The 21,061-nt window shown below is 43.8% G+C and carries 30 protein-coding genes; 3 read left to right on the forward strand and 27 right to left on the reverse strand.

The window, feature by feature from the left end; all coding sequences use genetic code 11:
- Nucleotides 1–2: 2 nt before the first annotated feature.
- From BQ5364_RS09675 to BQ5364_RS09765, 21 genes are all read right to left on the reverse strand, one after another.
- Complete coding sequence (locus BQ5364_RS09675) at nt 3–1,394, reverse strand: phage portal protein (protein ID WP_071144213.1); 1,392 nt, start codon at nt 1,392–1,394, stop codon at nt 3–5.
- Nucleotides 1,395–3,194 (reverse strand): terminase large subunit, encoded by a 1,800-nt coding sequence (locus tag BQ5364_RS09680; RefSeq protein ID WP_071144214.1) that lies wholly within the window; start codon nt 3,192–3,194, stop codon nt 1,395–1,397.
- 3 nt (nt 3,195–3,197) lie between these two features.
- Nucleotides 3,198–3,737 carry a phage terminase small subunit P27 family gene (locus tag BQ5364_RS09685; RefSeq protein ID WP_055287242.1) on the reverse strand — a complete coding sequence of 180 codons (540 nt, stop codon included), beginning with the start codon at nt 3,735–3,737 and terminating at the stop codon, nt 3,198–3,200.
- 77 nt (nt 3,738–3,814) lie between these two features.
- Entirely contained in the window at nt 3,815–4,324 is a 510-nt protein-coding gene (locus BQ5364_RS09690) for a hypothetical protein (RefSeq protein ID WP_235837158.1), read from the reverse strand.
- 227 nt (nt 4,325–4,551) lie between these two features.
- Nucleotides 4,552–4,995: a hypothetical protein gene (locus BQ5364_RS09695; RefSeq protein WP_071144215.1), complete on the reverse strand. Its 444-nt coding sequence runs from the start codon at nt 4,993–4,995 to the stop codon at nt 4,552–4,554.
- Nucleotides 4,964–5,338, reverse strand: coding sequence for a hypothetical protein (locus tag BQ5364_RS09700; protein ID WP_071144216.1), 375 nt, complete (start codon nt 5,336–5,338; stop codon nt 4,964–4,966). Before BQ5364_RS09700 ends, BQ5364_RS09695 begins: the two co-directional genes overlap by 32 nt.
- Nucleotides 5,339–5,361: 23 nt before the next feature.
- Nucleotides 5,362–5,790, reverse strand: coding sequence for a single-stranded DNA-binding protein (locus BQ5364_RS09705; protein ID WP_071144217.1), 429 nt, complete (start codon nt 5,788–5,790; stop codon nt 5,362–5,364).
- On the reverse strand, nt 5,765–5,917 hold the full coding sequence (locus BQ5364_RS17935) for a hypothetical protein (RefSeq protein WP_158574746.1): 153 nt from the start codon (nt 5,915–5,917) through the stop codon (nt 5,765–5,767). The genes BQ5364_RS09705 and BQ5364_RS17935 overlap by 26 nt, the downstream gene beginning before the upstream one ends.
- Nucleotides 5,910–6,488, reverse strand: a complete 579-nt coding sequence (locus BQ5364_RS09710) for a hypothetical protein (protein ID WP_021925170.1) — start codon at nt 6,486–6,488, stop codon at nt 5,910–5,912. The genes BQ5364_RS17935 and BQ5364_RS09710 overlap by 8 nt, the downstream gene beginning before the upstream one ends.
- On the reverse strand, nt 6,485–7,096 hold the full coding sequence (locus BQ5364_RS09715) for a type II toxin-antitoxin system PemK/MazF family toxin (RefSeq protein ID WP_207646117.1): 612 nt from the start codon (nt 7,094–7,096) through the stop codon (nt 6,485–6,487). Before BQ5364_RS09715 ends, BQ5364_RS09710 begins: the two co-directional genes overlap by 4 nt.
- Nucleotides 7,097–7,102: 6 nt before the next feature.
- Complete coding sequence (locus BQ5364_RS09720; RefSeq protein WP_071144218.1) at nt 7,103–7,438, reverse strand: hypothetical protein; 336 nt, start codon at nt 7,436–7,438, stop codon at nt 7,103–7,105.
- A 70-nt stretch (nt 7,439–7,508) separates the two neighbouring features.
- On the reverse strand, nt 7,509–8,840 hold the full coding sequence (locus tag BQ5364_RS09725; RefSeq protein WP_071144219.1) for a ParB/RepB/Spo0J family partition protein: 1,332 nt from the start codon (nt 8,838–8,840) through the stop codon (nt 7,509–7,511).
- An 18-nt stretch (nt 8,841–8,858) separates the two neighbouring features.
- Entirely contained in the window at nt 8,859–9,254 is a 396-nt protein-coding gene (locus BQ5364_RS09730) for a hypothetical protein (protein ID WP_021925166.1), read from the reverse strand.
- Between the two features lie 22 nt (nt 9,255–9,276).
- Nucleotides 9,277–10,260, reverse strand: coding sequence for a DNA cytosine methyltransferase (locus BQ5364_RS09735; RefSeq protein ID WP_071144220.1), 984 nt, complete (start codon nt 10,258–10,260; stop codon nt 9,277–9,279).
- 3 nt (nt 10,261–10,263) lie between these two features.
- Nucleotides 10,264–11,043: a ParA family protein gene (locus tag BQ5364_RS09740; protein ID WP_071144221.1), complete on the reverse strand. Its 780-nt coding sequence runs from the start codon at nt 11,041–11,043 to the stop codon at nt 10,264–10,266.
- A 162-nt stretch (nt 11,044–11,205) separates the two neighbouring features.
- Nucleotides 11,206–11,658, reverse strand: a complete 453-nt coding sequence (locus BQ5364_RS09745) for a VRR-NUC domain-containing protein (RefSeq protein ID WP_071144222.1) — start codon at nt 11,656–11,658, stop codon at nt 11,206–11,208.
- Complete coding sequence (locus tag BQ5364_RS17940; RefSeq protein ID WP_159431684.1) at nt 11,630–11,773, reverse strand: hypothetical protein; 144 nt, start codon at nt 11,771–11,773, stop codon at nt 11,630–11,632. Before BQ5364_RS17940 ends, BQ5364_RS09745 begins: the two co-directional genes overlap by 29 nt.
- Entirely contained in the window at nt 11,770–12,078 is a 309-nt protein-coding gene (locus BQ5364_RS09750) for a hypothetical protein (RefSeq protein WP_071144223.1), read from the reverse strand. Before BQ5364_RS09750 ends, BQ5364_RS17940 begins: the two co-directional genes overlap by 4 nt.
- Nucleotides 12,075–12,797, reverse strand: a complete 723-nt coding sequence (locus tag BQ5364_RS09755; protein ID WP_071144224.1) for a lytic transglycosylase domain-containing protein — start codon at nt 12,795–12,797, stop codon at nt 12,075–12,077. The genes BQ5364_RS09750 and BQ5364_RS09755 overlap by 4 nt, the downstream gene beginning before the upstream one ends.
- Entirely contained in the window at nt 12,754–13,710 is a 957-nt protein-coding gene (locus BQ5364_RS09760; protein ID WP_071144225.1) for a rolling circle replication-associated protein, read from the reverse strand. The genes BQ5364_RS09755 and BQ5364_RS09760 overlap by 44 nt, the downstream gene beginning before the upstream one ends.
- Before the next feature lie 382 nt (nt 13,711–14,092).
- Nucleotides 14,093–14,278: a hypothetical protein gene (locus tag BQ5364_RS09765; protein WP_071144226.1), complete on the reverse strand. Its 186-nt coding sequence runs from the start codon at nt 14,276–14,278 to the stop codon at nt 14,093–14,095.
- 332 nt (nt 14,279–14,610) lie between these two features.
- Here BQ5364_RS09765 and BQ5364_RS09775 point away from each other — a divergent pair, with 332 nt between their 5' ends.
- Nucleotides 14,611–14,877, forward strand: a complete 267-nt coding sequence (locus BQ5364_RS09775) for a hypothetical protein (protein ID WP_071144228.1) — start codon at nt 14,611–14,613, stop codon at nt 14,875–14,877.
- Here the strand turns inward: BQ5364_RS09775 and BQ5364_RS09780 are convergent.
- On the reverse strand, nt 14,872–15,258 hold the full coding sequence (locus BQ5364_RS09780) for a hypothetical protein (protein ID WP_071144229.1): 387 nt from the start codon (nt 15,256–15,258) through the stop codon (nt 14,872–14,874). The two genes, BQ5364_RS09775 and BQ5364_RS09780, sit on opposite strands and share 6 nt — an antisense overlap.
- A gap of 148 nt (nt 15,259–15,406) precedes the next feature.
- On the opposite strand from BQ5364_RS09780, the gene BQ5364_RS09785 reads away from it, so the two are divergent.
- Nucleotides 15,407–15,790, forward strand: coding sequence for a helix-turn-helix domain-containing protein (locus BQ5364_RS09785; protein ID WP_071144230.1), 384 nt, complete (start codon nt 15,407–15,409; stop codon nt 15,788–15,790).
- 249 nt (nt 15,791–16,039) lie between these two features.
- On the opposite strand, the gene BQ5364_RS09790 is transcribed toward BQ5364_RS09785, so the two are convergent.
- Nucleotides 16,040–16,237, reverse strand: a complete 198-nt coding sequence (locus tag BQ5364_RS09790; RefSeq protein ID WP_055296883.1) for a helix-turn-helix domain-containing protein — start codon at nt 16,235–16,237, stop codon at nt 16,040–16,042.
- A gap of 242 nt (nt 16,238–16,479) precedes the next feature.
- Between BQ5364_RS09790 and BQ5364_RS09795 the strand changes: the two genes are divergently transcribed.
- Nucleotides 16,480–17,871, forward strand: a complete 1,392-nt coding sequence (locus BQ5364_RS09795) for a recombinase family protein (RefSeq protein WP_207646118.1) — start codon at nt 16,480–16,482, stop codon at nt 17,869–17,871.
- A 3-nt stretch (nt 17,872–17,874) separates the two neighbouring features.
- On the opposite strand, the gene BQ5364_RS09800 is transcribed toward BQ5364_RS09795, so the two are convergent.
- The 4 genes from BQ5364_RS09800 to BQ5364_RS09815 all read right to left on the reverse strand — a co-directional run bounded on the left by BQ5364_RS09800 (nt 17,875) and on the right by BQ5364_RS09815 (nt 20,764).
- A complete protein-coding gene (locus BQ5364_RS09800; protein ID WP_071144231.1) occupies nt 17,875–18,429 on the reverse strand; it encodes an ABC transporter ATP-binding protein in 555 nt (184 codons plus the stop codon).
- Nucleotides 18,430–18,745: 316 nt separating this feature from the next.
- The gene (locus BQ5364_RS09805; RefSeq protein ID WP_071144232.1) at nt 18,746–18,985 is read right to left on the reverse strand and encodes a DUF6061 family protein; all 240 of its coding nucleotides are present in this window, start codon (nt 18,983–18,985) and stop codon (nt 18,746–18,748) included.
- A gap of 216 nt (nt 18,986–19,201) precedes the next feature.
- On the reverse strand, nt 19,202–19,930 hold the full coding sequence (locus tag BQ5364_RS09810) for a helix-turn-helix transcriptional regulator (protein ID WP_083382807.1): 729 nt from the start codon (nt 19,928–19,930) through the stop codon (nt 19,202–19,204).
- 198 nt (nt 19,931–20,128) lie between these two features.
- On the reverse strand, nt 20,129–20,764 hold the full coding sequence (locus BQ5364_RS09815) for a type II toxin-antitoxin system RelB family anti-toxin (RefSeq protein WP_071144233.1): 636 nt from the start codon (nt 20,762–20,764) through the stop codon (nt 20,129–20,131).
- Nucleotides 20,765–21,061: the final 297 nt, after the last annotated feature.

Raw genomic sequence — 21,061 nt, forward strand, 5'->3', positions numbered from 1 at the left:
GATTATTCACCTCCCTCCTGTTCATCCTCGTCCTCTGCCTCGTCGGTTTCGTCCGGTTCTGTTTCTGTGTCCGGCTCTGTTTCTTCCTCCGGCTGTTCCGGTTCATCGGCGTTCTCCTGTTCGGATTCGCCTTTCAAATATGCTGCACCCGCCATCGTCAACGGTACGATGCTACCGTTCGCAAGTAGGACATCGCCTCCCTCCGCATCTTCCATGTCGAGTTTACGTCTTGCCTCATTCGGTTTCATAATCATTCCATTGACAGCGTTTCTCAAATATTCCATCTGTGTTTTTGAATCGGTTCGGAATAATACTTTTTCGTTGAATTTGTAATAATATCCGTCGTCTGCATCTTCATCCGGCAGCATTTTGAAATTGATTTCCTCCTCATACTGCTTGATGATGAACAGTTCTGTGTCAACGTAGAACGATAATTGCTGCATTTCGCTGTTACTATATGACGACTTTGAATAGTCGTTGATTTGATTCGGTTTCACTCCGAACGCTCCGGCGATTTGCAGGGCATTATATTTTTTCAGTTCAAAGAACTGTGAATCAGTCAGTTTGATGTCGAGGGGCGTGAGTTTCATTCCTAACGGAACAGGCAGAATTTTTCCTGTATTCTTTGCCCCGCTGCCGAACTCCTCAAACGATTTGACAAGTGCCTCTTTTGCCTTTTCGTTCAACTCTCCCGTGTATTCGAGTGTTGCTTTTGCTGTCAGACCACTCTCATACAAGTTATTCATGAACGCCTGTGATTCGGATGCACCTGCAACCGTGTCTCTCAAAATCTGCTGCACTGGTAGTCCTGTGATTCCGTCGAAACTGAATGATGTTTTGAAATGCATCACCTCGTCCGTGCTGAACACATATTGACGACCGGATGTCGGGTCTGTGTAGACGTACCACAAACGCCCCACTCCTGCGAATATCCCTGCATCGTCAACGACTATCTGCACACAATTTGACTGCATGACCCACAAATCAACGATTTTTATTTCACCGCCGAATTTCTTTCGGTCAAACTTCTTTCTCATATACACATAGCCGTTTCCGTAATGGTTGCGGTTGATTTCAACCGTGTTCCAAAATGTTGTTGGTGTCATGAACGGATTCGGTCTTTTTGAGAGCAGTTTCGATGTATCTGTCGCCTCTGCCTCAATGATTCCCTTGTCCGTTTTCTGATAATATTTGATAGGCATTTTCGCAAGGGTCTCCGACAGCATCTTGAGACAAGTGAAATATGTGACCTCTGATGTCGGTTTTCCTTTTCTTTTCAATCCTATTCGCTCAAGGAACGACGGTGAGTTCAATGTCATTTTCCCTCCGTCGTTCTGTGGTTCGCCTCTCCACCAATTTGAAATTTTTACTCCTAATCTCTGAAACGGATTCATTTATTTCTCACCGCCTTTCTTCATGTATTTTTCATATTGCTCAAGCCATTCATTGACAGTTTCGTTCACGTCCGGGCGGTATTCCTCTTTCATTGCGTGTTTCCATGCGTCGATGATAGCGTCAATCGGGTCGATTCGTTCTGTCGTGATGTCCTTATCAATCTTTATTTCGCCGTAGTTGTTTGAAATGGTCTTTGCGTTCGCAATCGACCAAACAAGCAGACTGTCGACCGGAACAACTATCTTGTTGCCCTCTTTGCCGACTTCCATTCCCTCAATCTCCACATTGCCCGCAAGGATTTCAAGTCTGAAATCAACGGTCGCATCGTTCAACTCTTTTGCTGTCTGCGTGACAGAGATTGAATCGAATCCCATCGCCTCAAGGTCTGACAGGAACGCCGATGCGTTGTGCGGGTCGTAACAAATCAACTGCGGTTTGAGGTTGTATTCTCTCACCAAATCCTCAAGGTATTTGATGATATATTTGTAATCTGTCTTGATTCCTCCCAGTGTTTCCGTTACCGTCACAAGACCTTTTTCAATCCATACGTCGTATGGTACTTTGTCGGTCTTGATGTGTTCATCCACCCTTGAGGACGGAATGAATGAATGTGTGTGAACAAAATATTTTTTCGTGTCCTCCACCATGAACGGAATCACGATTGCGATTGATGTCAAGTCGCCTCCGGATGACAAGTCAACTCCGACATAGCACTTTGACCCTCTGAAATCCTTGAGTGATTTCAGAACGGCACATGCTTTCCATGATGCAATGTCCTTGATGTACAGTGAATTTGACCACTGCATCCACATATTCAACTGCTTTACAAGGAAATCTCTCAAGTCCTCCCCGCCCATATCACGGGCAGTGTGTGCAATCGGAATGAGGTTCTCAAGTGCATCCCTGTCAAACTCAAGAATCGGGTTCGCTTTTATCCAGTTTTCCGGTGTGTACCTGTCATCGTGTTCGTCCATCTGTGCGATGTAGACAAATTGACTGTCATTCTCGAAAACGCCCTTGAGTAGATTGCAGCAATACTCATACAATTTGTAGCACGGCGACTTGAGGTCGAACCCTGCTGTCGTAATGACTGAAATCAACGCCGACTTGAGTTTCTTGATACCGCCCTCAAGCAGTTTGTACATCTGATTTGTTTTGTGTGCGTGATACTCGTCGACGATTCCCAAATATGCACGGTGTCCGTCAAGTGACTTTGTGTCTCCGGACAACGCTTTGATTTCCGAATGTGTCAGCAAACAGTCAATCGTGTGGTTGTGGTCGTGAACCTTGAACCACTCTGACAAATCCTCGTCGGAATTGATGAATTTTGCGACCTCGTCAAAAACTATGTTCGCTTGGTCTTGCTTTGTAGCCGTACAAAATATTTTTCCGTACTTGTACCCGTCAAAATTGCCGTAATAACACGCCAAAATACCATTGATGAACGATTTTCCGTTCTGTCGTCCTAATTGCACATAGGATGTTCTGAATCGTCTGTATGACTTTTCCTTTGTTCTCCATCCATTGAGCGACCCTAAAATGAAACACTGGAACGGATATGCCGTCACATGCTCATTTTCCTCGCCCTCTGCAATGGTCAATTCCTCTGCGAAATTGATGATTTCCTCCGACTTTTCAACGTCGAAATAGTATTTGTACGGTGCTGCTTTCGATTTTTCGATGTCGTCAAGATGCCTCTGACATGCAAGACGGACATATTCTCCGGCTGTTATCTTGCCCGATACGACATCAAGGGCGTATTGTGTGCAGCGGTCTTGTGTTTCTCCTGCTTTTGCCATGCCTTAATTTGCATATTTCGCAAATTTGTTCTCCGGCTTTTGCTGTTGTGGTTTCGGTACGACCAAACGGCAGCGGGAGGAAACTGTCAGTCCGAAATCTGATGCTCCCTGCCTACACTGTTTCATGCAGCGGTCTTGAATAATCATGAGGCGTTCTCTTTCTCCGGAAACGACCTGTCTTGTACCGACCTGCACACGTTCTTTTTCGCCCGTGTCCGGATTTTCCCGCATCTCATAGACTGGAACATCCTCCATCAATGGAGTTGCTCTGATTTGCTCTGTGATTTCGATGTACTGCGTTTGTGCAATGAGTAGTCTTGCCAGTGCATCGCAATCAAGGTTTGAAATCAGTTTGATTTCGAGTAATTCTTTTGCAATCTTCCGGAACTGTTTCTTTTGTTCCGGTGTCAAATATGACGGAGGTCTCACTTTGTCGCATGGTGCTGTGACCTCGGCGTTTTTTCGTGCCTCAATCTCGGCTTTTGTTAGGTGTTTTCGCCCGTTCATCACAACCAAATCTGTAGGTTGTCTTTGTCCTGCCATGATGCAACAAACCTCCTTTCCGTCAGTATTTCAGTGCTTTTGTGTCACATTCTGACACCTCTTTCGGATATACCCATCTACTGAAATTCTCGTGGGGAGTTTTCTCCAAGGAAAAGAGGGGGTGCGACTAAAAACGAATCGCACAAAACTTTTTTATATCCCCCTGCCTCTCGAAAGTGGTACTCAATCAGTGACCTCAACTGTTTTTGTGTTGCTCTCATACTTGCTTTGCTCTGCTTATACAGAGCAGTGATTGTGTTGTGTGTCTTATGGTTGAGAGGTATGAGGTTGAACGGATTCAATCGCTGTTCCCAGTCGTCCTCAAGTTCAATGATATGGTGAACCGGATTGCATGTGAGCAACTCATGCTCGACATATAGTGCGTATATATCTACATTGTCATAGACCTCAATGATACGCTCCCGCATTGCCCGCCATTCCTTTGATACATAGAACTCTGCTGCTCTCTCGTCTCGCCGTGTGTTGTTGTATATCATGTGTCTCGACTGCTGCCGATGCTCACACTCCTCGCACATCTTCATTGACTGCGGAATCAACTTCCCACACCTGCATGATTTCAATAGCATCTGTGTTCTCCTCTCTTGCTGTGTTCTCCTGCTGTGTTATCCACAAGAGGCGGGCAGTTATGCACATGACTGTGTATATACCACCCGCATATAACAGGAGGGCAAACAGGCAAGAAAAAAGCGACTGCACATCTGCAATCGCTCGTCTCAACTGTTCACGCTAACATATTATCACGTTTATTTTGTCTTTTGTTCACCCACTTTTTACCCCTGTTTTCACCCTCATTTCACCCTGTTTTCACTCCGTTTTTATCATTTTCAATCGCTTTTGCACCGAATAACTTGATTGACAACCGCTGAATCATCACCCTGCACCACTTTTTCGGTGAGTTGCGTCCGCATCCTGTCTCCCTCACTATATCCTCGTATGTCTTGCCCTTGATATAGACTGCCTCAAGTGCGTCGTACTTGTACCCCTCACCTGCTGCCTCTGCATCCTCTTTGAGTGATGCAAGAGCCTGTTTGAGATGCTCGAACAGAATGACCGTCTCTGCACGGCACTCTCTAACCGATTGCAGGAACGCTCTTTCTGCTGATATGTTGTATTTGCCTATATCCGGCACTTGAGAGGTCTCTGATACCGCCTCTTTGATGTACCGCTCCATTTCACGATAGTTTTCGAGATATAGCAGGGTTTTGTCAATGACTGTCTGCTCTTTTTCCTCTTTCATGCTTTTTCCTCGCTTTCTGCTTTCTTCTCATAGGCAGACCGTGCATTTTACGCCAGTTATTCGTGTTTTGGCGATTTGTGCATCTTTGCGAATCGCACATTTTCATAATTGCCGTTTTTACCTGCTCCGCTGTGACACCCGTTTGCATGACTGCCTCGACGAACTGTTCTGCCGATGTTTCGACCTTGATTTCCGGTCTTTTATATTCCTTTTTTTCTGTAACGCCTTTGTTGACTGTCGCCCTGTCTGCTGCCTGTTCAATCATGCCCGAAATCTCATTTTCTGTCTTTCCGGCTTTTCTGAAATGCTCAATCACATTTTTCACGATGCTCATAATTCCCATATTATCACGCTCCTCCTTTCCATTTACGCAAAAGGGAGTTGTTCGTCAACGCCGTCCGGAATGTTCATGAACCCGTCACCTGCATCCGTATAACCCGCATTTTGCTCCTGTTCTCCCGCTGCTTTCTTGCTTTCTGCAAATTCCTGTTCCTCAATCACAACGTCGGTCGTATATACCTTTTGACCGTCTCTGTTGGTGTATGAGCCTGTCTGAATCCTGCCTGTTGCTGCAATTTTCGTTCCCTGTTTCAAATACTTCTCTGCAAATTCGCCATTTTTGCCGAATGCGACGCAAGATATAAAATCCGCTGACTGCTGCCCGTCTCTTGTACCTCTGCGGTCGACCGCCAGTGTGTACCGTGCCACGCACATGGATTCCTGTGAACTGTTCTGCTGTGTGTATCTGACATTCGGGTCTCTCGTGAGCCTACCCATCAATATGACTTTGTTCATTCTCTTTTTTTGTCCTTTCTTGAATCAATCTCTCGTATAAACGCAAATCATCCGGCGGGATGTCGAGATTCCAGTCTCTCGCAAATTCTATCCCGCCGATGAACGCCTCTTTTTCTCTATCAGTCATTTTCCCGCTGCATAACATATTCATTTTGCATTTTCTGCAATCTGACAAGTCCTTTTTTGAACTCAAGGTCATCACCATTCATGCACACATCGAATATTTTCTCATAGTCGACAATGTGTGTCTTGATGAACTCTGCCTCTGCTGCCGTCCTGCTCTCATTGATGAACATTCCCTTGACTGCCTCTTTTATCATTTCACAATGGGTCTGTTCCTCCTCTGTCGTTGGAGGTGTGGTTGCAATCATTTTCTCATACGCATTGTCAATCGCTCCTGCAATGAGTTCTTTCCAACCCTTGCCCCGCTCTCCTAATAGCTGACATTCAATATCCTCGAAACGGTTTCCTTGCCCTGCTGCCGTGATTCTGATGTCCTTTTTGCCCTTTGCTGCAATCAGAATCAAATCGTCGTCGTATGCCTCCATGTAATAGTCAAATTTCGCATCAAAATTCGCATTCGGATTGATGATAATTTCCGGTTGACTGCTGCCCTCTGTCTGAATGCTCACGCCGATGTATTTCGCATCTGTTGCCTTTGCATTGATAAATATTGCTTTTAATTCGCTTTTGTTCATGCTGCTCCTCCATTCACTAATCTGTTGAGTAACTGTTCATACATGGTCTTGTATGTGTCTCTTTCTGTCTGTAATCTGATTGTGTCCTCTGTCTTTTCCATGTTTGCAATCTTCTTGTTTTCCTCAACATAGACTGCTGCATCCTGTTCAATCTCTGCGATTGCGTCCTCATGCTCCTGCTGCAACATCTCAATTTCTTTCTTGAGACTGTCGATTTCCTCCTGCTGCTCTTTGATTGTCTCATTGTATTTCTTTGAGGTTTTCATGTTGCCGTCAAGCTGCAAGGAAATCATGAGAGCAATGTCGATGTTCTCCATTTCCTTGTCTGTACACTCTCCGATGTATGTTCCTACACGCTCCGTTGATACCGAATAGACCTGCTCACACAATACCGTGCTGATTCTCCCTGTTGACCTCACTGTCACATGTGTCGGGAGGTCTGTTTTCGGTTGTGTCGTCATATATACGATTTCAACAACATTGCTGTTCTCATTGTTCTTGTTGTTGCTCACAACTACCGCCGGACGGTCGGAGTGCTGTTCGCTCCCGTTGTAGGATGCCCCCCCTCTGCTGATATAGAACATTTCGCCTCTTTTGATGTCATTCATTGATTTTTACCTCCTGCATTCAATATTTTCATTTTCTGAAATCGTTTCATTGTCAACGATATACTTTGCAAGTTCTCTTTCGTCCATCAAATCATCACGAGTGTCCCCTGTTGCGATGATTTTTCCTAATTGCCCGAACCCGATTGCAATGTCGCATCGTATTCCGTCCATTGTGTAGTTTCCCGGAACATACTTGATAACCATTGATTCAGTCACAACCTGTGCTTTTGATGTGTGTAAATCTGCAATAACCGGAGTGCAATCCCTTAATATCATATAGAGCCACTCCGCTCTCTTTCTTGCCTCGTCTCTTGTCTTTACTCTGACATATACTGTTTTCACTTATTTCCTCCAATTCTTCAATCTGTATTTGATGATATATACAATCTGCATCAAATACGGGTGTCTCTGTTTATAACTCATGTTCCTCACCGTCTTTCATGAGTTTGGTTGCCATGATGCAATATCCGTCCTCAATTCCTGTGTAGTCCTCAAGGATATATGTCACAAGCACTCTGACCGTGCGTCCGGTGTTCTTTCCGTCTGCAAATTCCATCATTTCGAGGATGTCGCCTTTTTTATATCCTCTGTCATTCTTTCGGAGTTCAAATGTCTTGATTCCGTTTGCCACATCATCGAAATAAGACTTTGCAAGGCGTATCTGATGCACTTTCTGTCCGGTCTCCTGTGTGTCTGATGGGAGGTTCTGCATCTTCTCCTCCTGCTCCATCTCACGGAGTTTTTTCTTTGTCTCACGGTCGATTGCATCCTGTTCCTCTGAATATCTCTGCTCGTCGGTCTTGTATGCCTCTGTACGGTTCTTGTACTGGTCGCATGAGGTGCATGTTCCGGTTTTTACGTTGCATGTCTCATATTCGGTGCAGGAATAACAGATTGATGTGATTCCCTCCGGATGCGGTGTCTCATAATCGTCGCCCGCTCTCACTTCCGGCGTGTTCATGCCGTTTTCTGTCTCTGTGTCGGATTCTGACACCTGCTGCCCTGCTGCCTTTTCTGCTTTCATATCTTTCACATCTTTGTGTGTGAGTTCTCCGGTCTCTGTGAATTTCCCCAGTGCCTCCCGCTGCTCGTCTGCTGTCATACCGCTCAATTCATAAGCTGCGGAAAATGTGAGGCGTTCTCCCTTGAGTTCCTCTTTCCATTCCGGAATCAGATTGTTGTTGACTGCCTCAATTTGTGCAATCTTTGTTTTGCTCACATGCAGCATTGAGGAAATCACATCCCTCAATCGTCCGGATTGCAGGTCATATCCCTTGATTTTCTTTCCCGCTGCTTTCATGCGTTCAAGAGATGCCTTGAGGCGTGTTTCCTCCTCAATCATGTCGGAGGTCGTCTTTGTACGGTATGCGTTCGCAATTATGATTTCAACCTGCTCCTCGTCGTTATCCTGTGGCGTTGTCAATTTACTGGTTGCAAGTTCAAATTCTTTATATCCCTTTGACACAAGGTACTTGAGAGCCTCCCACCGTCTTTCACCTGCTACGATTCTATATTCGCCCTTGTCGCATGGTGCATATACAAGTTCAAGGTTCTGTTTCAACCCATACATGAGGATGTCTCCTGCCAGTTCCTCAATCTGCTCTACACTGTAAAAATTCATATCGTTCCGGTACATCTTGAAAATTGAAATGTCCTTTGTCCGGAATCTCGCTCTCGGAGATTCATCAATCCCCGCTTTGCTGTTCTTGTTGAGTGCGTCTTTCACGCTGAATCCTGCTGCCATCTGTTCAACCTCCTGTTATTACTCTGTGAGTTTCTGTTTCTTTGTCTCTGTACGTTCGACGTTGATTTCACCCTTTGCATTCTGTGAAATTGATGCTTTGACCCCCCCTCGGAGGTTCAATGTGACTTTCGCAAGTCCTCCGGTGTAAATCTCCTCGACTGCTGCCTTTAAGATGTTCACGATGCCCTCACCGCATCTCTTGTCCGGTGCTGCGTTCTCTCCAAACAAGGCAGACACATTCATCATTGCCTTTTCTTTCCTCTGTTTCTCTTTCTGATACTCGACCGCCTCGGTGCAGTTACATGTCATTGTTGCCTGTTCCTCTGCTTGTGCTGCTGTCAGTTTTTCATCTGCCTCAATCTGCGTCATCTGACCGCAGAATCTGCATTTTGCTGTTTTCACGATGTTTCCCATGTGCTTTCCTCTCTTTCCGGTCTCATGCGACCTCATGCAAAATTATTTTTCTGAATATGCTCTCGAATATTGGAACGGCGATGCTGTTTCCTGCTTGGTCGTATAATGCTTTGTAATACTTGCCGTTTCTTTCCTGTACTGCTTTCGCCCTGTCAAAATCCTCGTCCGTGTACCCCATCAATCGCCAACACTCACGCTCGGTCAAATAACGATAGCGTCCACCGCCTCGGTCAATGACTTGTGCAGGTGTCCGGTCTTGTCTTGTTGTGATGGTATATGCACAATCTGTGATAACCGTTGCCCTGCGGATGCCCTTTTCTCCGATACACGCAAGGACGGACGGTTGCGTCACATCGTAGACATCCGGAACACTTGCATCATCCTCAAGAAATTCCTGCAAGTTTCGCATCGGTGTTCTTATAAGGTCATCGAACTCAAATCTTTCTCCATTCAGAACAGAAACCGTGAACACTCGCTCTCTTGCCTGTGGCAATCCGAACTCTCTTGCATCCAGTGTCTCGAAATTATTCGTATATCCTAACCGCTCCATTTCAACCATGTATCTGTCAAAATTCGGTCTCATGTACTTTGATTTCACATTCTTCACATTTTCCCATATTACATAACGAGGTCGCCATTCGCCCATGTTCTCAATGATATGTATTGTCTCCCACATGAGGGAGGAACGTGTTCCGCTCCCCTCGTCTGAACCTTTTCCTCTGTTGATTCTGCCCTCGCCTGTGGCTTTTCCTTGATGCCCTGCAATGCTCATATCTTGACAGGGCGAACCGTGAATCAGAATGTCCGGTTTCAGATTCCATCCGGCAACCGTTTGTGTTTTATATGCCAATTCCTCACGGAACATTGAATTGTACGAACGCACCGCCTTTTCATTGATTTCCACATAGTCGATTGCTTTCGTTGGAATGTTCAAATTTCTCAAGGCACATCGAGGCGACCCAATTCCTCCGAACAATTCAAGGATTTGTATTGTCTCGTTTTCCATGCCTTACCCCTCCATTTCCTTGAGCAACTCATGCACAACGCATCTGTAATCTTGAGACACAATCCCACGCTTTGAAAATTTCGGGAGCGGTATCATTGCTGTTGTGGATTTCTCTGCGATGATGGAACGGCGAATCGGCGTGACAAACATGTCAAATCCGGATTCTGCTTTCAACCATTCCTCAACCTCAAGAGAGGTCTTGTTTTTCTGTCGCATTGTCATGAGTGCCTTGATTCTCAAATCCGGATTGATGTCTCTCAAGTCCTCAATCTGTTCCTCAAGGTTCTGCAATGCCTCGATTTCATATCCTCCGACCTTTACCGGAGCGATGACGAGTTCTGCTGCAATCAGAATATTGATGACTACCATGTCAAGCAGTCGACCACAATCACAAATGCAATAATCGTATGCATCGGAGACCTCCTCCAACGCCTCACGCATCCTTGTGACTTGATTGTCCTCCGACTTGAGCAGCAGATTCATGTCCGTTTTCATGAGATAGCCGTTCGCCGGAATGATGTCAACGTGTGAGTATTCCGTCGGGCGAATCAAATCACCCGTTTTGTATGTACCGCCGACACATTCATGTTTCTCAAGCAGCTCACTCATTCCGATTCCGTCCGGTTCAAATACCCCGAACGTCTTTGATGTATCGCCTTGCGGGTCTCCGTCTAACACAAGCACTCTCTTTCCCTGCTCCTCGCCCAACATATAGGCGATTGAATCGGATGTCGTCGTTTTTCCGATTCCTCCCTTTGGTGACATTACTGCAATAATTCTCATGTTGTTTCCTCCTGTTATCCTGTTATATTTTTTAGTCCATAAATTCGGACGCTATATCGACCGCAACTGCTGCCACGAATAAAATCACCGCAAGAAATACCATCGCAAGCATGACAACCGCTGCAATACCTAACGCAATCAATACTTTCATCGCTTTTCTCCTCAATTCTTGATTTTCCCGTCCTTGAGGATGCTGTTGTTCGGGATGCTCATGTTCAGATTTCTCTCCATATGTACCGCATCCGACAAATTCAGATATTCCTCAATGACCTTGATTGCCTCCTCTGCTGAATAGCAGGTTGCAACAAAATGTCCGGCTGCTGCCATATCCGCAAGGAACTCTTTTTGCGTGTCCTGCTGTCTGTTGTTCCCGAATTTCATTTCAACGAATAACCCGCAGTATGAGCCTTTCGGATATGGGAGGCACAAATCAGAAACACCCGCTTTGACACCCATCTGTTTGAATTTGACTGCCTCCTGCTTGTTTCGACTTCCTCCGTTTGGTACATGGAACAACCACTTTAATTCCGGATAACGGCTCATGTTCCATCCCGCCCATGACACGACGTTGATTTGCTCCGTATCCTCACTTCTCTTTGCATATCTCATGTTCATTCGCTTTCGCCTCCTCTTTGCACATGTCATAATATTCGCAGAACAGACATACATGTTTGCAGTCCTTGACCTTGAGCATGTATCTGATTCTTTCAATGATTTCTCCTGCCCTCACCTGTCCTGTTCCTCCATTTCTAAAACCATATAGGCATGAATAAAAATGGTTTTCTTTTTCCTGCCGAACTCGTCACGCCCTCCGGACTGCTCCTGCATCCCTGTGATGCTTTTCTTTGCCTCCCACCATCGGCGGGTCTTTCCCTCTCTCGGAATCGGCTTGAAATACACCTTGACCGTGCTTTTCGTGATTGCAAACTGTTCTTTGCTGATTTGCAGGATGTCATCGAATCCCGCTGCCTTGACTGCTGCCTCGGCTTTTCTGAAATACCTGTCTTTTGATTCCGGTCGCCAGTCAAAACTCATTTCCCGACCACCTCCTCAATCTCTTTCATTCTCTGCATGATTGCACTGTTGTATGAATAGACATACACGCCATTGCTCCACAAATGTTCCCTCGCACCCTTTTCACCGTAGTTGTACGCTGCAAGTGCATCCTGCACCGTGCCGTATTTCTTGAGCAGGTACGACAGGAAATCAATCCCGACCCTCACATTTTGATATGGGTTCATGAGGTCGGTGCAGTTCAACCGTTTCATCCGGTCAGTGTGCCATTTCTCATATATCTGCATATATCCCTTTGACTGCCCGCCGTCTCCGACCTTGTCAAATTCATATCCGGATTCATGCTCGATGATTGCCAGTACAAGGGCATAGGGAACGTCATTTTGCTTGCATAGACATCTTGTGTATATCTGCATTTTTTCCGGAAAATAGCCTTTATCCGCATACTGTTCCGGTAACTTATAAAGCACGAATCCCTCAAGGTCATCGCTCCCCCAGTCCTCGGACATACCATCGAAAACCTTGTATTTGCTTTCGGTCTCCTCTGCTGTCTGCACGATTGTTTCCGGATTCTGTACCACTTCCGCATGTGTCGTCTCCGGCTGCTCCTCCTCGGTCTGCTCCGGTTCTTTGATATTCACTATCATCAAGCACAACACCGTCATCAATACCGCAATCATTGTCAAATGGAACGCATCACGTCGTCCTGCATGTCTTGCCTGTCTTTTCCGTCTTTTCACTTTGTATCCTCCTTTTCCTCATTCGTGCATGTATGTAAAACATGCAGTTAAAATCGTTGTAGTACACATTTGCGTTCGTGAAATCCATGTCCGGATACCACTTTTTTAATATCTCCGGTATTGAATCCCTATCTTTGACCATACCGTCAACAAATGACCCTATTTTTTTATAGCTGCCTCCTGCTGCCGGACGTTTGGAGTGTACGACCTTGATTCGTGGGTCTCTCAATCCCTGCGAACTGTTCCATCTCTTTTCTGACGGAACACGGTTCTTTTCTTCGACAATATAATTCGCCATACCGGACAGACCGTTTTCGTCCGTCTGCAACCTGCGAACCTCATTCCTGCTTGACTGTTTCCAACAGGATTCAACCGTCTCCATGTCTAAAGCACCATCCATGACAATGTGATGATGCCATCTGATTTCCGCATCCGGATTGTATGCGGTCACATAGACATATTTTGCGTTCGGGAGACCCCTCTTTTTCCTCTGATAGTTGATGCGTCGGATGTACTTTTGCACATTCTTGATTGCTGCATCAACATCCCCGTCCGGCGGGAGGTGTGCGTCATCATAGGTCAATGTCATCCAAATATCACAGTCGCTGAAATTCTCGTTGATTAACCTCTCAACGTATTTCCTTGCGTTCTTGTCATTCAGATTCTTTTGAGCCTTGTTGTTGTCTTTCTTGATTGTCCTCCCCTCCGGAGGTACTTCATCCATACTCCGGAACTGTGGATATATCTCAATTTCAAACTGGTCTCCTGCTGTTATCTCTTTGAGTGCATATATCACTTTCTTTCGATGTTGGAACAGGTTCTCAATGAACCATTCATGCATGTCCTCCATCGCCTTGTTATATGCTGCCTCATAATCATACGGGATAAACTGCATCCCTCTTTTTCTTGCCATCTGACACAATCCTCCTGTTATGTTTTCGTAGACTTGTTAGTATCTATTACAAGGACGACAAAACCTCCGAAAACCCTTTGTTTTCCCGACCTTTCCGGTCGTTTTTGAGTTGCTTTTTCGTGTCAGATTTGATATAATATTCTTAGTTTGAAACATATCAATCGACACCGATTGACACACGGATGACCGTTCGCAGCGGTCATCCGTTTTTTTGTCTTTATGCTGCTTTTTCTTTCTTTGAGACGCTCACGGTGATTTTCACCTGCTCACGTTCAGAAATGATTCTCGCTAATGTCTCATAAAATTTCTTGATGTTCTGTTCACTCACCTGCTGCACCTCCAATCTATTAAAAAGGCTCTTGCCTGTTGTTTTCGTGTTCGGTTAGGCGGTCGTTGCAACCGCCTCTTTCTGTTCCCATCTGCGACGCTCCTCGACTTTTCCTGCTGCCTTGCCCTCTGCGTATGCAGACATGACCATGATTGCCATTGATTTTCCCTCAAGGTCAGAAATATTCATGAATCTTTCTGCCATGTTCTCGATTGCCGTCTTTTTCTCGTTTCTCGTCATGATTCAACACCTCCTCTGTTGATAGTGTTTTATGTGATTTCCTGCACTGGTGGTTCTCTCGGTCTCTGCATCTCGTCCACCTGCTTTCCGGCTATGTCTACCGTGTTATGACTTTTCACCTTAAAAAATCATTGAAAACCTGTTGACCAACCGTGAACCTTTTAGCAAGTCCACCCGCTGCCATGTTTCCCACGGTATCGCTGACGCTGTCTCTCGGCTTGCCATCGTCAGAGCGTCGGTCGCCATCCGGACGCTGACGGGGCGACTGCTGCCCCGTTTCGGCTTTTATTTTCCCGCCCTGCATTGTATAATCATTGCAAGGAGGTGATTTCATGAGAGATTCAATCATTGTTAGTATTTCGGAACTCCGTTCCCTCGTTCAAGATGCTCGTCGCACCGGAAAACAATATGTGCAACTTTCCATTCTTGAGCCTCTTGACGATTCCGACGGTGGAGAGCCTGTTCCCGCAGAACTCTCTCTCTGTGCTTTTGATTCTTCGGAGTGCATAGAGTTTGAAAATATCTATGCACCCGAAAATGAATCCGAACTCAATGAGCAAATCGCAACTGCTGTTCACATGAGTTCTAATCTGTTATAAATTTAGGTCTATCACGTACCGGAGATTTGAGGTTTCTGCCTTATGTCTCCGGTATTTGATTCTGCGGATTTCCTTGTCAACCACTTCCTTGAGGCTTTCTTTTTCCTCCTCGGTCAATCCTTTTACTACAATTTCAAATGTCTCCTCCTCGTTTTCCTCAACCCAAATCATCGCCGTTTCTGCTCCCATGCTTACCTCTAATCGAGTGTTGAGGTCTGAAATGTGGAATCCGGAAAAACTCTCGTCCGGTGAGGTTGTTGTGTAAATCGGATAACCTGCTCTTTTGCTGCTTTCCTCGTCTTTTTTGTAGTCTGTCGGGAAAATGCTCGCTGCGACTTCCCACGCTGTTGATATGCTGTTCACTTTAATGTGTTTCACCATCCTGTTTTACCTCCCTGTTGTTCTCTTTGCGTACATCATATTCCTATTTCAGAACTTTGTCAATACACTTTTTCCTTTTTGCGAACTTTTTTATTGATTTTTGTTTCGTTGGGTGTTATGCTTTAGAAAACAGAGGAGGTGATTCAGTATGACGCAAGGCGAACGTGTCAAAGAATTAAGAAAGACTTTATCCCTTACCCTTGAGAAATTCGGTCAGCGTATAGGTGTTGGAAAGTCGACTGTATCTGATTTAGAAAACGGTCGCAGGTCTTTCTCCGAACACATGACAAAATCTATCTGCCGTGAGTTCAGTGTTGATTATATGTGGTTGACCACTGGTGAGGGAGAAATGTTCATCGACAGCGACGATGATTTCATCGAACGCATTGACCGCATCATGGCGGGTGAGGACGAGGCACGAAAAAACCTTTTCAAATTCATGCTTGAGTTGAGCGACGAGGACATCGCTGCACTCGACCACTTAATGAAAAAAGCGATTGAGTTCACACAAAATAATAAAGAAAAAGACTGACAGTCTTTTCAACTGTCAGCCTCATGGGTGTATAGATACGCCACGAATTTATATATCCTCTTGAGGATGCGTTCGTTTTGTATCTTCCCGACTATTTCAACAATAGCCTCTTTGTAATTCAAGGGGAACACCCCCTTTCCGATTACAGTGTATCATATATTTCCATCATTGTGGAAATATCGAGGTTGATTTCCATAATCGTGGAAATCGCTCCTCCTGCTGCCGGAATCCCGCTGCAATGTGATACAATTATTTGTATTCGGATTCAAACAGGTCGGTGATTTTCACGCCTAATGCAATCGCTATCATTTCAAGCTGAAATAATGTCGGCGACACCTTACCGTTTTCGATGTTGTTTATCGTAGATTTTCCGATTCCGGATTTCTTCGATAACTCCATCAATGTGAACCCCTTTGAGGTTCTCATTTCCCAAACGAGAATTTTCATCCTGCTCACCTCCTTTCTCAAGGAAAGTGTACAGAATGAAATTTCGCACTGATTTGATGTCGTTATCGAATTTTTGTAATAAAAAAGAGCAGCCTCCACGCCAATGGAAACCGCTCTTTGATAACATATATCTATCGTACAAGCACGATTGATAAAATGTCACCCGCAAGTCTCATTTTATCATAAAACCGTGCTTGTGCATAGGTTTTATTTTTATACCTTTTTTGAATGGAGTTGATAAAATGCGACGTAAAACAACCGCTCCTGTCGAGAAAATCCTGCTCCGTGTGGCAATCTATATCCGTGTTTCAACTGACAAACAGGTCAAGGACGGAGATTCCATGCGTGACCAATTAGCGACAGGTCAAAAATACATAGACAGTCATGAGAACATGATTCTCGTTGACACATACATTGATGACGGAATCTCCGGACAGAAATTGAAACGAGACGACTTTCAACGCCTCATTGATGATGTCCGTGCAGGTAGAATTGACCTCATTATTTTCACCCGTCTTGACCGTTGGTTCAGAAACCTCCGTCATTATCTGAACACGCAGGACATTCTTGACAAGCACGGTGTTTCATGGACTGCCATTGAGCAGCCTTATTTTGACACCTCAACCCCTCACGGTCGTGCTTTCGTTAATAATTCAATGATATGGGCAGAACTTGAGGCTCAAAATGATTCCGACCGAATCCTCGGCGTGTTCGATGACAAAGTTGACAACGGGGAGGTTCTTTCCGGCTCAACCCCTCTCGGATATAAGATTGTAAATAAACACCTTGTACCGGATGACGACGCTCCGACCGCCGTTGCTATCTTCCAATACTACCGTAAGACCGGAAACTTGAGCATGACACTCCGGTACATGGAGAGTGAGTTCGGACTTGTCCGTTCTGCTGCCAGTCTCAAAAATATGCTCACAAATACGAAATACATCGGTGAGTTTCGTGACAACAAAGAGTATTGTCCTGCTATCATCGACCATGACCTTTTCTATGATGTGCAGAGACTTCTCAAAATCAACATCAAGAGCGGGAAAAAGCACGATTATATTTTCAGCGGTCTTGTTGTCTGCGATGACTGCGACCACATCATGAGCGGATGTCAGCAACGTGCAAGAGGTCGTGTTCGTGCAGACGGAACACGCATCACATACAAATATAGTGTATATCGCTGTCGGCAGGGTGTGAATCTGCACCGCTGTCCGAACCGAAAACTCGTCTTTGAGACAACTCTTGAGAGTATGTTGCTTGACCGCATCCGTCCGGAACTTGAGAAATATATTGCAGAATACGAGGTTGCAAATCTTCCGGCATTGCGTACCGATGCCAAACGCCGGAGTGTTGAGGGAAAAATGCAGAAATTGAAAGACCTATATTTGAACGACCTCATAACAATGGACGAGTTCAAACTTGATAGAGAAAAACTGCTGATGCAGCTTGAGAAAATAAATGCAGAGGATTCCCGACCTGTCAAGGATTTATCGTATTTGAAAAACTTTTTGAAAATGGATTTTGAAAGTGTGTATGATTCTTTGTCTATACCGGAGAGGCGTGAATTGTGGCGTTCCATTGTCAAGGAAATCCGTGTTGACCATGACAAAAACATTCATATTATTTTTTTGTGATTGTTATACTACTAACTGAACCCCTCCGGTGGGCTCATCGGCAAAGAGAATCTCGGGTTTATTTATAACTGCCCTTACAATGCCTGCTCGCTGAGCCTCACCGCCCGACACCTGAGATGGGAACTTTTTGCGTGTTATCTCAGGAATATTAACAAGCTCGAAAAGCTCTTTGGCATATTTCACTGAGTCCTTTTTGCTTGCTCCTGACAATGCACTCGCCGTAAGTACATTATCCATAAGGCTCATCTTATCAAGAAGATAGATTTGCTGAAAAACAAAACCACAGTTCTTTCGTCTGAAAATTGCCAGCCTATCATCACTTAAAGATGTAATTGTTTTGTCGTTCCAAACAACCTCGCCCGAGCTGGGCCTGTCCATTCCCGAAAGGGAGTACATCAGTGTGGACTTGCCTGCACCTGAACTACCCATAATCACAGTAAAGTCACCCCTATATATATTAAGGTCTAGATTTTCAAAAATTGTCTGCTCTGTGTCACCTGTGATAAAACTCTTTTTAAGTTTAGTTGCCTTGATAATGATTTCTTTTTTGTTACTCATAACAATGCCTCCATCAGTATTTTGATTTACACTCGCATCTTACACAAAATGAAAAAGTAGCACCACCAACACCTGTTTACAAATCAAAAAACGGACGCTACTTTCCGTAGCATCCGCTTAAAATCAAGTTTTTCAACTTATAATCCCTGAATAAATCTCCTCTCCAAGAATAGCCTTGTCACGCACATAGTAGGCAAAGCTATTAAATTGCCAAATATCTCCTACTCGATAATTCTCTAGTAAGTTAATTTCTTTTATTTTATCACACCAAGCCTAGATATTCTGCCAACATTTTATCAAAAAACATTTATAGAAATCACCAGACTGCCAAACTATCAATCGCATCCACCCATGCCTGCATTTCACCGTCCAAAGCAAGGCGAGCATATTCCAATGGCTCATCTATCGCCAAAGCATTAAGTGAATTTTGTGAGCAAAGAGTAGTTCTTAATCCATCCTCTGCCTTATTACAATCAATTCGCAATATGTAATTCTCAAATGTAGTTACATCAATACTATTTGTAAGAGGGTTATAATCTGCATATACCAATCTCATCTTATCCTTCCTTTCATAGAAATGTATTATAAGCATTTCATCCAGTTCCAACTGCCATTTTTATAATTTGTTATAAGTTGTTACCAGATTTTCTTTCCATTGTTTTTTCCCTTATCAGAGTTCATAACCAAGGGTAAAACGATATAACACGATACAAGATGTGACGGAGAGGACACCCACAAAAACTTTAGTATTTTCAAGGTTTTGACGAGATTTTTATAACAAGATATAACAGTTATTAAATCCCTTAAAATACCTCAAGTGAGAATTCAAAGTTACAGTAATAATGTCTTCTTGCTTTATAGATGTATCGACTGAAGGAATAGTATCGGGTGGTGTGAAGTGTTCTTCTGTAATTTTAAGATGTTCAATTCTTGTGAGTTTAAAAAGGCGGTAGTCTTTTCTAAGCATACAAAATCCATACACATACCACGCTTTGCTTTTAAAAATAAGTTTTAGAGGCTGTATGTAACGGAAAACAGTATGCTCTCTATTGCTACAATATTCAAAAGAAATAATATACTTATCCAAAATAGCAGTCTTAATATCATTAAAAATGTTTTGTGCAGGTTGTCCTTGTATCCAGTCCGAAAAATCAACCTCAATCCAGTTCGTTGTTTTTAGATGGAAAAGTGCTCCTAATTTTGTTAATAATTCATTTGTATTGTTGCTATTTGCGACAAACAATGCCTGCAAACCACTTAATATTTGCTCTTTTTCTTTTTTTGATAGCATTGACCTATCTAAAGTAAAATTTTCATCAATGATAATTCCGCCGTTTTTGCCTTGTGTAGCATAAATAGGAATACCTGCACTGCTAATAACATCAATATCTCGATAAATTGTTCTTGCTGATACTTCAAATTTTTGGGCTAATTCTGGGGCTGTTGATTTCCCTTTTTCAATTAAGTAATAAACAATTCTAAATAATCTGCTTTCTTGCATATTCTTTCACTTCCTCTAATTCATCATATAAAACATGACATTATAATGTCAAGAATAAAATATACCTGCTCTTTCTTCCTCTTGATTACCCACCACAGAAAAGGAAAAGCCCTGTCAAGAGCCTTGCCACCATTGGTGGTGCTTTGCACTCTTTACTGGGCTTTTTGTTTGCTGTATCTTCTACAAAGAGGAAAAAAGTTACTCGTCCTCATCATCAAAATGGTTATTTTTCAATACTTCCCGTAATAATTCCATATCTTCTTTTGAATTGGGGTTTATCATTTTTACCACTTGATAAGGAGTTTTATACTTATGTCCCTCTGTGCTTTCCCCAAACATATCCATACTGTATAAATCATCATAGCGGTCTAGTAGTTTTTGGAATTTCAAATGCTGGATAAATTCTTTGATTTGGTAAAGGTCTGACGCTTCAATGCTCTTTCCGTTAATATAATCGGTAATATACTCCCTTAACTTTTCTAACTCATATTCCAGCCATTCTTCTTCGCTGTCAAAGAAGTTGTCATAATGTCCGTGTTTCAACTCTGCATTTAGGCGTTCTTCCGTCCTTAAAAACTGGCAGACTTCCTTTTCGGCTTGATTAACATACTTCCATTTTCCCGACAATAATTCATTGGGCGTTACTCCCAGCACGTCCATTATCTTTTCCAGCGTATCAAAGGTAGGATAGTTTACCCCTCTTTCAATCTTGGAAAGGCTCTGCATATTGATACCGATTTTGTCCGCAAGCTCCTGCTGTTTCATTTTCCTGTGTTTTCTTATGGTCTGTATGTTCTCTCCTAAGAAACTGATTTTCTTTTCGTAATGCTCCATGACTTAGTATAAACACTCCTTTCATTGCTTTTCTTGGTATTTATAAGCATATCATACTTAATATACATCAAAAAGTCAACAAAAACTTCTTGACAAGTAATTCTAATGGCGTTATTATCGTATCGGATAGAATGATTAAGCACGCTAGGGTCAATCACACGCTTGAGTAAGCACAGAAAAGATATATTTTCACTTTGATAGCATGAATAAGCATGGACTATCAGACCGAAAATAAGGTTTCTGACTGGGGCTGTTTCGTTTAGCCACGTGCCTCCAAAGGCACGTGAGCGTTAAGAA

The organism is Coprococcus phoceensis, from assembly GCF_900104635.1.
Classification (GTDB): Bacteria; Bacillota; Clostridia; order Lachnospirales; family Lachnospiraceae; genus Faecalimonas; species Faecalimonas phoceensis.